The following is a 14,243-nucleotide window of genomic DNA, read 5'->3' as shown; positions in this document are numbered from 1 at the left end:
CTCGTTGAGGAGGATGGTGGATGGTTGACCTAAGTTTTTGGTTTGCAGTCGGTTTTGCGATGATTCATTTCTTTTCGGGAAAGCTGATTCACGTGCGTGAAATTCCACGGAGTCGATTTTTATCGGTAGCCGGAGGGATTGCGGTCGCATATGTCTTTTTACACTTGTTACCGGAATTGAATGAATATCAACGTGAACTGGAGGGTCAGATTGAGAACGGGGTTTTTGCTTCCGTCGAGAATCACATCCTCATCATCAGTATGCTTGGACTCGCTGTATTTTACGGACTGGAACGTTTTGCGACGGCGAACAAGCGAAAGGAAAAACCATACGTCTTTTGGATTCACATCTTCTCGTTCACGATTTATTCGTTTAGTATCGGCTATGTATTGGCCGAGAGTACGTTTCAATCCAATGCCACAATGGCGTTATATTTTTTGGCGCTAGGCATTCATTTTGTTACAGTGGACCAGGGATTGCGTCATCATCATCAAGCGCTGTACGATCAACGCGGCCGTATATTATTATCGCTTGCTGTCTTAGTCGGATGGGGAGTCGGGACGTATGCGGAAGTGGATGACTTGGGACTTTCGATTGTAGTCGCCTTTTTAGCGGGAGGCGTCATCTTAAACGTCATGAAAGAGGAGTTGCCGGAAGAACGGGAAAGCAGTTTCGGCGCCTTCATGATGGGGTTACTCGGTTACGCATTCCTGTTATTAATCATATAAAGAGGCAACCGTGACCGGTTGCCTCTTTGCTTACAAGGAATTCGTGCTTTGGTTTTCGACTGTGCTGTCACTTTCGCTTGAAGCATCGTCATCTGAAGAATCGAACTGTCCACCATGGTGAGGACCGTGTCCACGACCGTGGCCGTGACGTCCACCTTCGGGACCTCCACGTAATCCTTCTAAATCATCGTAGCTTGTCACATCAGCGAAGCGATCTTCGTGCTCGGCAAGAATCGCGTCCGCCTGTTCTTGTGTCAAGTTGCCGTCTTCTACTGCTGTCGCGAGTTTCTCTTCATGTGAACTCATGATCGCTGCGATAAAGTCTTCAACAGAAATGCCTTTTTCTTCAGCAAGTTCTGGAAGGGACTGACCATTTTCACGAGCTGTCTCAACTTCTTCTTCGGTTAAACCGAGTGCTTCGATCAGAGCAGTGTGCCCCGCTTCACGATCCCCAAACATTCCGTGACCACCACGTTCTCCACGATCGCACTGTGTTGATTCTGTTGATTCTGTCGTTGTCGATTCATCTGTCGTCGTGTCGTTCGTTGCGGCATATACGCCAGTACCTGAGACGGCTAAAAGACCGGCCAAGGCAAGTGCAAGTTTTGTTGATTTCATGATTATCTCCTCCTTTGATACTTCAAGTTTAGAACGTAGGCCAATTGAAGTTGTGAAGGAGTTGCAAGGTTTTTGCAAATTGTCTTTGGGAAACGATGGGATGCGAATTTCATGCGATATAATGGAAGATGGAGGCGATGAGAGATGAACGTGCTTGTGGTAGAGGATGAAATGAAATTAGCGGACGGCATGTCGCGCTTTTTGACATATGCAGGATTCGACGTAACGGTTGCGACGACGTTGTCGGAAGCGAAAACCTTTCTACAGGAACCGTTTGACGCCGTTCTGTTGGATGTGCGATTACCTGACGGTGAAGGATGGACGTTGATCCCGAAATTAAAATCTCTACAACCTAAACCCGCTATCATTTTAACGACCGCGCGAGGTGAGGCGGACGACCGGATATTTGGATTGGAGCTTGGAGCAGACGATTATCTAGTTAAGCCGATCGTGTTAAAAGAACTGGAGATTCGGTTGAAGCGACTGGTAAAGCATACGGAAGGCATCACGTTTGGCAATCTTGTCATCGACGAGAAATCTCGTACCGTGAAAGAAAACGGAAACCCGCTTCGTCTGACAAATAAAGAATATGAATTGCTGCTGTTCATGTGGAAGCATCTTGGGGAGGCGCTCGACCGAAATCGTTTGTTGGACGAAGTGTGGGATTACGAGTTCGTCGGAGACACCCGTACGGTGGATACCCATGTAAAGCAACTCCGAGACAAATCCCCTACACTTAAACAACAATTAAAAACTGTTCACCGTGTCGGGTATCGGCTTGAGGAAATCCTATGAACCGATTAATGAAGAAGTTACTGTGGACCGCGATTCTGCCACTTGCCGCGATGGCGGTATTGACCTTCGGCCTGACGTCCTTATTAATCGGCCGTTTTGCAGAAGGGGAAAGTTACACACAGCTTGAGCAAGAAGCAGCCATTGTTTATGATGCCATTCAAGAAGGACGGGGTATACCGGGACAAATTGATGTCCTCCTTTTTCAAAATGGGCGTCAAATCGAATTGGAACGCGGTGGCCGGATGCATCGCATGATGCCACTCTCCCTCGACCCGGACGCATTATCTGAACGGGATGAAGTCAGTGCGAATGGGACGCGTTTACTGACGTACTTGCGTGAAGAGGGAAGCTTGCAAATCGTGACGTATACACCGGTCCCGTTATCGAATCCGCAATTTCAACAGATTTACGTGATTTTAGCAGGAGGATTCCTTTTCGCACTGTTCGTCGCGGTTGCCGTCACGTTTTGGATGAGTCGTCGTTTGACGAAGCCGTTAGTCGATTTAAGACAAGCGACGACTTCTATTATGAATGGGGAGCATGATATTGCCCTGCCGACGGTCACGAATGATGAAATCGGTGATCTGACGGAGGCGGTCGAACAAATGAATCACTCGCTTCAAGAAAAAGAAGCGCTCCAAAAATCATTCATCTCCGGAATCACACATGACGTCCGTACGCCACTCGCAATCGTTCGAAACGAGGCAGAAATGCTCGAACTCGGTGTTGTTCATAAAGAAGCGGTCTCTGAATCTGGGCGAAGCATCACCGAAGAGGTAGACCGAATTGACCGTCTTGTCAATCAAATGCTTGAGTACTCAAAGTTGTCGACAGGCAGAATCCCGCTTGAAATGGAATCGATACAACTCGACGAGATGGTCCGGAACATCGTGACGCGAATGGAAGAGTGGTTCCAACAAAAACAAGTATCGGTTCAACTCGATATCGAACCTGGTACCGTCCAGGCGGATCATCTGGCAATGGAGCGGATTCTGACCAATTTCTTAAAGAACGCCTATGATGCCAGTCCGGTTGGCGGAGTGATTACGGTGACGTTGTCGCAGCGGCGCTTAGCGATTTCAGATCAAGGTCCAGGGATTGAAAAAGAGATGCGGGAATCGATTTGGGATATGTACGTGAAAGGGGACCGTTCAAACGGGCACGGTCTCGGTCTAGCAATCACGAAACTATTACTGGAGGCACAAGGGTTATCCTATGGAGTCGATTCAGACAATGGGGCGACATTTTGGATTGAATGGGACTGAGTTTTCTTCATCGAGAAGTTAGAGCAGGTCATCCGGGATGGATGAATCAAAAACGGATCGTTTGTAAGAAGTGAGAAAAACAGTCACGTTGTAAGCGTTTTATTTTTATATTGACGTCAAGATTTCAAGAGAGTATGCTAATAACGAAAAGAAGAAAATCCGTTTTGGGATTGTTACTGGTGATGCAGGCAAAACCTAAATTGATACCACGGTTCCATGTTGGAGCTTGGTATGAGTTTAGGTTTTTTTCTTTTCAGTCCAGTTGAATGAGAGTAGAGGTGATGGAATCCATGGAAATTTCAAAAGTGTTCAACAATAACGTCGTTGCCATCGATGCGAACGGTCAAGAACAGGTTGTGATGGGACGCGGAATCGCGTTTCAAAAGCGACCCGGCGATCTCGTTGACCAAACACGTGTCGAAAAAATCTTTACGCTCGAGAGTAAAGAAAGCTATGAACGTTTTGTCCACTTTTTAAATGAAATGCCGACTGTAGAGATGGAGACAGTGAAGCAAATCGTCAAGTTGGCGGAAAAAAGATTGAATCAATCGATTCATGATTCATTGTATGTGACGCTAGCAGACCACCTCCATTTCGCACTCAGCCGTTACCATGATGGGATTCTAATCCGAAATCCTCTCGTTTGGGAGGTCAAACGATTTTATGCTCCGGAGTTTGCAGTTGGAAAAGAAGCAGTTGAACTAATCAATGAACGACACCATGTCAAGCTAGATGAGGATGAGGCCGTGGCGATTGCGCTTCACCTCGTCAATGCCACCATGTCAGGGGTCAAAGGGGAGAATCTACATCTTGTAACGGAGATGACGAGAGCGACACAGGCCATTCTGACAATCATCACGTACCATTTTCAAATTGAGTTGGATGAGGAGTCGTACGCCTATTCAAGATTTTTAACGCACCTGAAATATTTTGTGCAACGCCTTGCTTCCGGCGAAGTAATGAAGTCAGCCGGAGATGAAACCTTGTTTATGATGGTGAAGCAACGGTATCCGGAGGCATTTGAGTGTGTGGAGAAAATCGCCGGGTTGATTGCAAACAAGTATCACTACCAAGTCACAACGGATGAGCGATTGTATATGATGATTCACATCGAAAATTTAATGAAAGAGCGTCGATCCTAAGGATGGTTACTGATGATGCAGGCCAAACCTAAATGACTACACCTTTTGTGTGTAGTGATTTAGGTTTTTCTTTTTACAAAAAAGATTAAGGAGTGAGGACAATGGAGCAATACCAACAGCTAGCAGAAACGATTATTCGGCATGTTGGCGGAAAAGATAACGTGAAGAGTGTATTTCACTGCGCGACGCGATTGCGTTTTAAATTGAAAGATGAAAAGAAAGCCAATGCGAGTACTTTAAAACAACAAGATGGCATCATTACCGTTGTTCAAAGTGGCGGTCAATTTCAAGTCGTGATTGGAAATAACGTCCCGTATGTCTACAAAGAAGTCGTCGAATTAGGCGGTTTTCAAGCCGCAGCGACAGATGACGATGAAAAAACAGGTGTTTTCAATCGCCTGATCGATGTGATTGCCGGAATTTTCACGCCAATTCTTGGGCCGATGGCCGGAAGCGGATTATTGAAAGGACTACTAGCGATTCTGGTTGCTCTTGGGTTGCTTACCCCGGAGATGGGCACATACGTCGTCTTAAATGCTGCGGCAGACGCCCTGTTTTATTTCTTACCTGTGATTCTCGGGCATTCTGCAGCGAAGAAGTTTGGCGGAAATCCGTATATTGGCATGATTATCGGTGGGGCGCTCGTCTATCCATCGATTGTCGCGATACAAGGAGCAGGTGAGTCGTTGACGTTCCTTCACATCCCGGTTGTTTTGATGAGTTATGCGTCTTCGGTCATTCCGATTATTTTGGCGGCATATGTGTCATCAAAAATTGAAACGTTTTTTAACCGTCACACACATGAATCGGTGCGGAATTTCACGACACCGATGATGGCGTTGTTACTCGTCGTTCCGCTGACGTTTTTAGCAATCGGCCCAGTTGCCACTTATGCGAGTCAAGGGCTGGCGAACGGATATTCATTCCTGTATGACTTAAGTCCGACGATTGCGATCGCATTCATTGGTGCCTTCTGGCAAGTACTCGTTATGTTCGGTCTACACTGGGGTCTTGTCCCGATTATTATCAATAACTTAACAGTTGCCGGTGTCGATACGATCGTCGTAGGGGTATTAATGGCCACATTTGGTCAGGTTGGGGCAGCGCTTGCCATCACGTGGAAAACGAAAAATCCAAAAGTGAAAGGGCTTGGCACCTCTTCTGCAATTGCGGGTGTTTTTGGAATTACAGAGCCGGCGATGTACGGACTCACGTTACCGCGCAAAAAGCCATTCGTTTTCGGAATGATTGGCGGAGCAGCGGGTGGTGTCATCGGTGGTCTATTCGGGACAGCAGCTTATGCGATGGGAGGACTTGGTGTATTCAGTATCCCGGTGATGATTGCTCCTACAGGGATTGATGTAGCATTTTACGGTGCATTCCTTGGGATGGCGGTCGCAACGGTAGTAGCACTCGTGTTGACCATGATGTTGCATAAGGAAGAGGCAACGGTCGAATCAACTGAACAAGAGGTTGCCATGTCTGTATCAGCTCAAGTCGGCTTCCCGGTCACCGCTCCAATAAAAGGAGAAGTCGTGACGTTAAATCATGTGCGAGACGAAGTGTTCTCAAGCGGAGCAATGGGAAAAGGAGTCGCAATCTTACCTACAGAAGGCGTGGTCTATGCACCGTTTGACGGGGAAGTCGTTACACTCTATCCATCTAAACATGCGATTGGTCTTCGGTCAGACACAGGAGTGGAAGTCTTAATCCATATCGGTTTGGATACCGTCAAACTCGATGGAAAGTATTTTGAGGCGTTTGTAAGAGACGGACAGAAGATTAAAGAAGGAGACGTCCTCGTTCAATTTGAGTTAGATTCGCTCGTACAAGAAGGGTATGACACGATCACCCCGATCATCGTCACGAATACCGAATTTTTCTTAGATGTACTACCAACTTTTACAGGTTCAGTCGACGTGAATCATGATGTGTTACGCGTGATCGTTTAAAAGGGAGGAAGAACAAATGAAACAAGTGAACAAAGACTTTTTATGGGGTGGAGCGACGGCAGCGAATCAGTTGGAAGGCGGTTACCGTGAAGGCGGGAAAGGTCTCTCGATTGCAGATGTCATGCCAGGTGGCAAGGAACGGATGAACATCATCCATGACCCGACCTTTGACTTTGAACTGCATGAGAACTATTCATACCCGAACCATGAAGGCATTGATTTTTATCATCGCTACAAGGAAGACATTGCACTGTTTAAAGAGATGGGGTTTAAGACGTTCAGAATGTCGATCGCTTGGTCTCGTATTTTTCCGAACGGGGATGAGTTGGAACCAAACGAAGAAGGACTGCAATTTTATGATGGGGTCATCGATGAGCTCATAGCGCAGGGAATTGAGCCACTTGTCACGCTCTCCCACTATGAAATGCCGCTTCATTTAGCGAAAACTTATGGAGGCTGGCGTGATCGGCGTCTTGTGACATACTTTGAACGCTATAGCCGCGTGCTGTTTGAACGGTATAAAGGAAAAGTGAACTATTGGTTGACATTTAACGAAATCAACGGCGCCCAATTCATGCCGATGCTTAGCCTTGGGGTTGCCATTCGAGAAGAAGAACATACTTTGCAACTCACCTATCAAGGGTTGCATCATCAATTTGTTGCGAGCGCACTGGCCACAAAAGCAGCGCGTGAAATCGACCCGACGATGCAAATTGGGTGCATGCTCATTGCAGCTCCGGTATATCCGTATAGTTCGAACCCGGATGACGTCTGGTATGCGCATGATGCGGAACGGATGATGAACTTCTTCTGCGGAGATGTACATGTTCGCGGGAAATACCCTACTTTTGCGAAACGATTTTTCCGAGAACACGGAATCGAACTCGAAATCGAAGAGAACGACCTCGATATCCTTCAAGAAAACACGGTTGATTTCTTTTCATTAAGCTACTACATGTCCCGTACAGAAAAAGCTGAAAAAAATCAGGATGAAGCAGCCGGAAATATTATGAGCGGTGTCAAAAACCCTTATCTGAAAGCGAGCGACTGGGGATGGGAAATTGATCCGACAGGACTTCGGATCATTTTGAACAAATTGTATGAACGATATGAGATTCCGCTTTTCATTGTTGAAAACGGATTAGGAGCCTACGATCAACCGGAAGCGGATGGGGCGATTCATGATGACTACCGGATTGACTACCTGAGAGATCATCTGAAAGGGATGATGGAGGCGATCGAAGATGGGGTCGAGGTCATGGGATATACAAGTTGGGGATGTATTGATTTGGTCAGTGCGTCAACCGGCGAGTATCGTAAACGTTACGGATTCATTTACGTGGATAAGCATGATGATGGGTCAGGGACGTTGGAGCGAATGCGGAAAGATTCATTTTTCTGGTACCAAGATGTGATTCGTTCTCAGGGAGCCAGCCTGTATGAAAATGAGACTGTAAAGTAAAAGAACGGCCATACTGAACTGCCCCATAAAAGGTGGACATGAAAATCCAACTTTTATGGGGTGTTTTTTATGCTTTTGTGATTTTACGCAACACGATAATGGCGAGACTGACGCCTGCTGCGATGAGCATGTACATAATGATTTCCATCCAAGCACTCATCCTGCTTCCTCCTCGATGAATCGGATACTTTGATTTCAATTACCTGATAGATGTATCATTTCATCTTCCATTGGCAAAGTAAATGATGAACTGCCTCCTGTCGACATCCCGTATAAAAAATCAACGAAGGGGAACTTGTTTTATAATAAGAGAAATACGAAATCATTTGAGAAGAATCAACCTGTGAGGATGTGAGGTCTGATGACGGCGAGAAGTCTATTCCAAGAACGGGTCGTCATGGATGCGCGAAAGAATTGGCAGACGATTCGATTGTTGATTGACTGGACCGTGATGGTATATATCCTAGTTCCGTTTTTGATGTATATGGGATTTGTCTATGTCTTCCTTTGGCAAGGAAAATTCGAGTGGATTGGTCACTTCAAGGTCGTATGGGTGTTCATTTTCTTTCTGCTCTTTCTTCGCGATCGATTTGTTGTGTGGCTCGAACAAGGAGATGTCCTGCTGCTTTCGACGAAGCGGTTGATTCGTCAAATCAAGCATTACTCACTTCAATATCGCACACTTCTCCTCGTTCTGAAGTATGGATGCTGCCTCCTTTTATTTGTACCCATTTTTCATGCACAAGGGTGGAGTGCATTGGATACCTTAACGCTTTGGCTGAATCTGACACTCATCGCCTGGCTCCACATGTGGATTCGATACCAACAAGTGATTCGTGGTCATCATTGGGTGAAACAGCTGCTGATGGAACTGTTTGTATTCGGTTGTTTGTACAGTCTATTTGCCGACATGGCGTTCCTCCGTGTGGTAATGGGGAGCGGACTCGTCGCATATGCCATGTGGATCGGGGAAGGGTGGCTATCCCGGCAATCTTACCTCGAACGTGAAGTGGCATGGAGCGAGCGTGTCCGTAGTTCGCTTCAGCGGACCGTATTGAAGGGAGCAGGCGGATTTCGCTAAAAACATTTCATGCACGTTTAGTCTCTTTGGACCTCACAAACAGATGCAAATGACTTCTTTCTCATCACTTGATTCGTTATAGAAAGGACAGTTAGATGAACGAACAACAATATGAACAACTTCTCCACATTCAGACAGCCAAGCCGCAACAAGGATTTCCGGCTACTGCCGAATACCACCGTTACGAGCCGACTCCATATGAAGCACTTGATTTACTGCGGGATGCGTATCCGTTAGTTCCGACCGACACCGTCATGGACTTCGGTTCGGGGAAAGGACGACTCCCATTCTATCTGGCCTATACTTTTCGCGTACGCGCCATCGGTGTGGAGATGGACGGCGGGTTTCATGAGGACGCCATGCAAAATTGGATGAACTATGCAAAAAAACACCGGAATCGCGGAAGTGTTCAGTTCGAGCATGCCTATGCCGAACAGATCCCTATTCCAACAGATGCCAATCGTTTTTACTTTTTTAACCCGTTTTCTGTGAATGTATTTCGTCAAGTAGTGTCGAACATCATGGAATCTGTGGAAGGGAACCCGCGTCAGGTGGACATCATCCTGTATTATCCGGAGGACGGTTATCTACACTTTTTGAATGACGAAACACCGTTTCGGTTCGTACAGGAAGTCCGGTTACCTTTAAAGAATCTTCACGAGCGATTTTTGATTTATCGTTTTGATATGATGGAGTCATCTTGGTAACGGAGGAGTGAGTACGATGAAGAAGAAAGACATATTGGAAGCATACCGTTGGCGCCAAGCGACAAAGGTGTTTGATGCGGACAAAAAAGTGAAAGAAGAAGATTTTGAATTCATTCTTGAGACAGGGCGTCTGTCCCCGAGTTCGTTCGGGTTTGAGCCTTGGCAATTCGTTGTCGTTCGTCGCGAGGACTTGCTCCAAAAAATCAAAGATCACGCATGGGGGGCACAAGGGCAGGCGCTCACGGCTAGTCATTTTGTACTGATTTTAGCGAGAACACCGAAAGCGATGCGCTACGACGCAGATTATATTCGGCATATTGTGACGGAAGTGCAGGGTAGAACGAAAGAAGAGTACGATCAACGAATCAAACGTGTGCACGATTTCCAGGAGAACGACTATCGTCTATTGGACAATGAACGCGTCTTCCAGGAATGGGTGAAACGTCAAACTTACATTCCTCTCGGAAATATGATGACGGCAGCCGCACAAATCGGTGTGGATTCATGTCCGATTGAAGGGTTCAATCAGGAAGAGATGGATGAACTGTTGATTTCAGAAGGTGTCATGGAACGTGGTGAGTGGTCACTGTCGGTCATGGTTGCTTTTGGTTACCGGGCGAAAGATTTCGCACCGAAGACGCGTCGTGATTTTAATGAGGTCGTCAAATATATTGGATGAAAAAAGGCTCAATCGCACTTAAGCGATTGAGCCTTTGTTTATTTCCATTCTGTGATGCGATCGACTGGGAATCGAACAGATGGATATCCCTCTTCTGCGGCTTTCCCGATTGAAAGAAGCATGACTGGGAGATAACGCTCTTTGTCGAGTCCGAATGTTTCAGCGATGTTCGCTTTATCATATCCACCGATTGGGTTTGTATCGTATCCGTGGGCGCGTGCGACGAGCATGAGTTGCATGGAGACGAGTCCTGAGTCGAGCATGATGCTGTCTTTGACCATTTCTTTTGGCGCATCCTTGAAGATGCCTTTGATCATGTCAACTTGACGGTCACGGACTTCCGTTGGCATCAAGCCACGTTCGACGGCTGTATCGAAAATTTCTTCTGTGTAGTCAGCCATTTGATAATCGGCGAAAACGGCAATGACTGCAGACGATGTCTCGACTTGTCGTTTATTAAAGCTCGCGAGCGGGAGAAGCTTTTCTTTTCCTTCTTCGCTATCGATGACGACGAAGCGCCACGGTTGAAGGTTCAGAGAAGATGGAGCCGTTGTCGCTTCTTCTAAAATCTGTGTCATTTCTTCTTTCGAAATTTTAACACTTTCATCATATACGCGGATTGAGCGGCGGCCTTTCACAATCTCCATAAAATCTTTCTGAATAGCAGTATTCATATTAAAGTCTTCCTTTCGTGTTCAATGTTATTCTGTAACGACGTCAAAGACGTCAAAAGTTGTTGTTGTTCCTCTACCTTCATGTTGACAAAAAGTCGGTCGGATAAGCATTTTTTTTGCTCAGTCCAATGTGCAATTTGTTCACGACCACGATCGGTCAAATCGACATAAATGACACGGTTATCCTTCTCACAGCGTTTGCGTACGATTAAGCCCTGTGTCTCCAGTTGTTTTAAGTGACGCGTAATGGCGGCGTGATCGACGTCGACACGCTGTTGTAAATCGCGTTGCCGCAATGCTCCGACATGATACAAATTGCTCAAAATGTCATAGCGGGTCAAACTCAATCCATCCATTTCCGAATCAAATAACTGCCCGAGTTCTTTTTGTACAGTGATGATGTGATAGAGAATCTGGTCGCTTAGCGAGCAAGAATCTCGCATGCACATCCCTCCTCTATATCATTGACGAATCAATCATTGATAGGTCACATAAATTATCCTAACGCCTTCTTCTCAAAATTTCAAATAAAAAGTTTTAGAAAATGGGTTGTCAAACTGTTATATAATAGTCTATATTGTAATCAACTGATATATAACAACATCAAAGGAAGGATGTGAGCGCTTGGAACATTATGAACGACGGGGTACTTATCTGGTTCATCAGGAACTGTTGCGATTTATTAATGAGCGAGTACTGACAAACGGCGATACCACGAACTTTTGGGATGGGGTAGAAACGATTTTGGATACGTTCATTCCAAAAAACCGTGAACTGTTACAACGCCGAAAACAGTTTGAAGAGTTGTTACAGGATTGGTATAGCACACACAACCTTCCATTCAATCCTGCTGAGTATGAGCGTTTTCTGGAAGCAATCGGGTATATCGAGCCGATCGTTGAAGACTTTCAAATCGAAGTGGATCGAGTGGACTCCGAAATCTCACATCAAGCAGGCCCACAACTTGTCGTTCCATTGGACAACGCCCGCTATGCACTGAACGCAGCGAACGCGCGTTGGGGGAGTCTATACGATGCTCTCTATGGCACGGACGTCATCGATGAGATGGACGGCAAAGAGAAAGGTCGGGGATATAATCCGATTCGTGGAGATGAAGTCATTCGGACAGCTAAACAATTTTTAGACGAGACGTTCCCACTTCAATCAGGATCTCATCAGGATGCAGATGGATACGTGATTATTGACGGGGCCGCCTATGCAAAAATTGATGGGCGACAGGTTGCATTCGTTCGGGATGACCTCATTGGCTATGTCGGGGAGCCGGAAGAACTTGACAGTTTATTCCTCGTTCACCATGGTCTACACGTAGAACTGAAATTTGACCGGACGCATCCGATCGGTAAACTCGACCGGGCGGGACTGATGGATATTGAACTCGAGGCAGCCTTATCCGCCATTGTCGATTGCGAAGATTCGGTCGCAGCAGTGAATGCTGAAGACAAGGTACACCTGTACGAGAATTGGCTCGGTCTCATGGATGGGACGCTCGAAGCCTCCTTCATGAAGAATGGGAAGCTGTTGCGCCGTCAGTTGAATCAGGACAAGCAGTTGATCGGGAAAAATGGGGAAGACGTCGTCTTGCCAGGACGCTCACTCTTATTTATTCGAAACGTCGGTCACTTGATGACGACTGACTTGATTCTCGATGAGACAGGGCGCGAAGTACCCGAGGGAATCCTCGATGCAATCTTCACCTCCCTGATTGCGGGGCGGCATCTGGACAATCGGCTCAACTCCAGGGAGCAATCGATTTATATCGTGAAACCGAAGATGCACGGTTCAGATGAAGTGGCGTTCACAAATGAGTTGTTCAATGCAGTGGAAGATTTACTCAACCTGTCTCGTTATACCTTGAAAGTTGGCGTGATGGATGAGGAACGGCGAACTTCATTGAACTTAAAAAATTGTATCGAGAAAGTGAAAGACCGGGTCGTCTTTATCAACACAGGCTTTCTGGACCGTACCGGTGACGAGATTCATTCCTCTCTGACGTTTGGTCCAATGAGACGAAAAGGAGAAATGAAGACATCGAACTGGCTTGATGCCTATGAAAAACTCAATGTGCAGACCGGTCTTCACGCAGGGTTCCATCAACAGGCGCAAATCGGAAAAGGGATGTGGCCGATGCCGGACCGGATGAATGACATGATGGTCGAAAAGATCAAACATGTGCAGTCCGGTGCGACGACGGCATGGGTACCTTCTCCAACCGCGGCGACGCTGCATGCGATGCATTATCATCAAGTCGATGCGTTCACCGTTCAAAAAGCGCTCATGCAACAAACCTTCTCCTCCCAAGAGGCGAGAAAACGACTACTCGATATTCCACTGGCGACAATGGAGTACTCGGACGAGGAGGTTCGGGAGGAACTTGAAAACAACTTACAAGGGTTACTCGGTTATGTGGTCCGTTGGATTGAGCAAGGGGTCGGCTGCTCGAAAGTCCCCGACATTCATCACATCGGACTGATGGAAGACCGGGCGACGCTCCGGATCTCGAGTCAGCACGTGGCGAACTGGCTCTACCACGGGGTCTGTACTTCGGATCAAATTGAAGAAACATTGTACCGGATGGCCGAAATTGTCGATGCACAGAACGGGGATGACCCGAACTATCGTCCGATGACACCAGACGTAGATCAATCCATCGCCTATCAAGCGGCGCGTGATTTGATTTTCAAAGGGTTGGCACAACCAAATGGATACACGGAGCCGATTTTACATGAACGTCGGCGGGAGTTTATTAAACGGCAAACACTTGAGTTGAATCTAAAAGGAGGATCATCATTATGACTACGAAAAAAATCGAAAGTGAACAGTTGATTGAACGTTGGGTCGTCCGTCGGATCGTTTCTGGAGAATCGACGGCTACACTTGCGAATACGGCTTTCGTTTATGGGAACGATTTGATGCGTCTCGTTTTAGACCGGACGGATGGTTCGCTTCAAATCATGAAAGAACCGGTCGATGAAGTGGTCGTTTTCCGCAAACCGGAAGATCGTGACGAAGAGAACGTGTGTCGCTGCTGCGGAATGGAGCATTCGACGTTTAAAGCGGCGCTCGAATGCTGTGCTTATCTCGATTAATTATGCTCTATCTGTTATATAACAAAAACCAAA

14 protein-coding genes are annotated in these 14,243 nt (G+C 46.6%); 11 read left to right on the top strand and 3 right to left on the bottom strand.

All coding sequences use genetic code 11. The annotated features are described in order from the left end of the window. Nucleotides 1-20 precede the first annotated feature (20 nt). Nucleotides 21-728: a hypothetical protein gene (locus KNP03_RS09495; protein WP_214828724.1), complete on the top strand. Its 708-nt coding sequence runs from the start codon at nt 21-23 to the stop codon at nt 726-728. Nucleotides 729-758: 30 nt separating this feature from the next. Here KNP03_RS09495 and KNP03_RS09490 read toward each other — a convergent pair whose 3' ends face one another. Continuing rightward, nucleotides 759-1,346: a hypothetical protein gene (locus KNP03_RS09490; protein ID WP_214828721.1), complete on the bottom strand. Its 588-nt coding sequence runs from the start codon at nt 1,344-1,346 to the stop codon at nt 759-761. 144 nt (nt 1,347-1,490) lie between these two features. Here KNP03_RS09490 and KNP03_RS09485 point away from each other — a divergent pair, with 144 nt between their 5' ends. The 8 genes from KNP03_RS09485 (at nt 1,491) to KNP03_RS09450 (ending at nt 10,429) form a co-directional block, all read left to right on the top strand. Further along, nucleotides 1,491-2,141 (top strand): response regulator transcription factor, encoded by a 651-nt coding sequence (locus tag KNP03_RS09485; RefSeq protein ID WP_214828718.1) that lies wholly within the window; start codon nt 1,491-1,493, stop codon nt 2,139-2,141. Next, nucleotides 2,138-3,406, top strand: coding sequence for a HAMP domain-containing sensor histidine kinase (locus tag KNP03_RS09480; RefSeq protein ID WP_214828715.1), 1,269 nt, complete (start codon nt 2,138-2,140; stop codon nt 3,404-3,406). Before KNP03_RS09485 ends, KNP03_RS09480 begins: the two co-directional genes overlap by 4 nt. Before the next feature lie 290 nt (nt 3,407-3,696). Beyond that, a complete protein-coding gene (gene licT / locus KNP03_RS09475) occupies nt 3,697-4,548 on the top strand; it encodes a BglG family transcription antiterminator LicT (protein WP_214828712.1) in 852 nt (283 codons plus the stop codon). Between the two features lie 101 nt (nt 4,549-4,649). Then, nucleotides 4,650-6,500 carry a beta-glucoside-specific PTS transporter subunit IIABC gene (locus KNP03_RS09470; RefSeq protein WP_214828709.1) on the top strand — a complete coding sequence of 617 codons (1,851 nt, stop codon included), beginning with the start codon at nt 4,650-4,652 and terminating at the stop codon, nt 6,498-6,500. A gap of 16 nt (nt 6,501-6,516) precedes the next feature. Beyond that, nucleotides 6,517-7,962: a glycoside hydrolase family 1 protein gene (locus tag KNP03_RS09465; RefSeq protein WP_214828707.1), complete on the top strand. Its 1,446-nt coding sequence runs from the start codon at nt 6,517-6,519 to the stop codon at nt 7,960-7,962. 361 nt (nt 7,963-8,323) lie between these two features. Further along, on the top strand, nt 8,324-9,043 hold the full coding sequence (locus KNP03_RS09460) for an ABC transporter permease (protein WP_214828704.1): 720 nt from the start codon (nt 8,324-8,326) through the stop codon (nt 9,041-9,043). Nucleotides 9,044-9,138: 95 nt separating this feature from the next. After that, nucleotides 9,139-9,750 carry a class I SAM-dependent methyltransferase gene (locus KNP03_RS09455; protein ID WP_214828701.1) on the top strand — a complete coding sequence of 204 codons (612 nt, stop codon included), beginning with the start codon at nt 9,139-9,141 and terminating at the stop codon, nt 9,748-9,750. A gap of 16 nt (nt 9,751-9,766) precedes the next feature. Beyond that, nucleotides 9,767-10,429: an NAD(P)H-dependent oxidoreductase gene (locus tag KNP03_RS09450; RefSeq protein ID WP_214828698.1), complete on the top strand. Its 663-nt coding sequence runs from the start codon at nt 9,767-9,769 to the stop codon at nt 10,427-10,429. A 38-nt stretch (nt 10,430-10,467) separates the two neighbouring features. Here the strand turns inward: KNP03_RS09450 and KNP03_RS09445 are convergent, their stop codons facing one another. Together KNP03_RS09445 and KNP03_RS09440 are read right to left on the bottom strand one after the other, a co-directional pair. Further along, a complete protein-coding gene (locus KNP03_RS09445) occupies nt 10,468-11,103 on the bottom strand; it encodes a nitroreductase family protein (protein ID WP_214828695.1) in 636 nt (211 codons plus the stop codon). Next, nucleotides 11,100-11,546, bottom strand: coding sequence for a MarR family winged helix-turn-helix transcriptional regulator (locus KNP03_RS09440; protein WP_214828692.1), 447 nt, complete (start codon nt 11,544-11,546; stop codon nt 11,100-11,102). Before KNP03_RS09440 ends, KNP03_RS09445 begins: the two co-directional genes overlap by 4 nt. Before the next feature lie 181 nt (nt 11,547-11,727). On the opposite strand from KNP03_RS09440, the gene KNP03_RS09435 reads away from it, so the two are divergent. Both KNP03_RS09435 and KNP03_RS09430 read left to right on the top strand, forming a co-directional pair. Beyond that, nucleotides 11,728-13,917 carry a malate synthase G gene (locus KNP03_RS09435; RefSeq protein WP_214828689.1) on the top strand — a complete coding sequence of 730 codons (2,190 nt, stop codon included), beginning with the start codon at nt 11,728-11,730 and terminating at the stop codon, nt 13,915-13,917. After that, a complete protein-coding gene (locus KNP03_RS09430) occupies nt 13,914-14,210 on the top strand; it encodes a hypothetical protein (protein ID WP_214828686.1) in 297 nt (98 codons plus the stop codon). The genes KNP03_RS09435 and KNP03_RS09430 overlap by 4 nt, the downstream gene beginning before the upstream one ends. Nucleotides 14,211-14,243 lie beyond the last annotated feature (33 nt).

The organism is Exiguobacterium algae (assembly GCF_018617875.1).
Classification (GTDB): Bacteria; Bacillota; Bacilli; order Exiguobacteriales; family Exiguobacteriaceae; genus Exiguobacterium; species Exiguobacterium algae.
The sequence above is the reverse complement of the archived record's forward strand: the minus strand, read 5'-3'. Positions and strand labels throughout refer to the sequence as shown.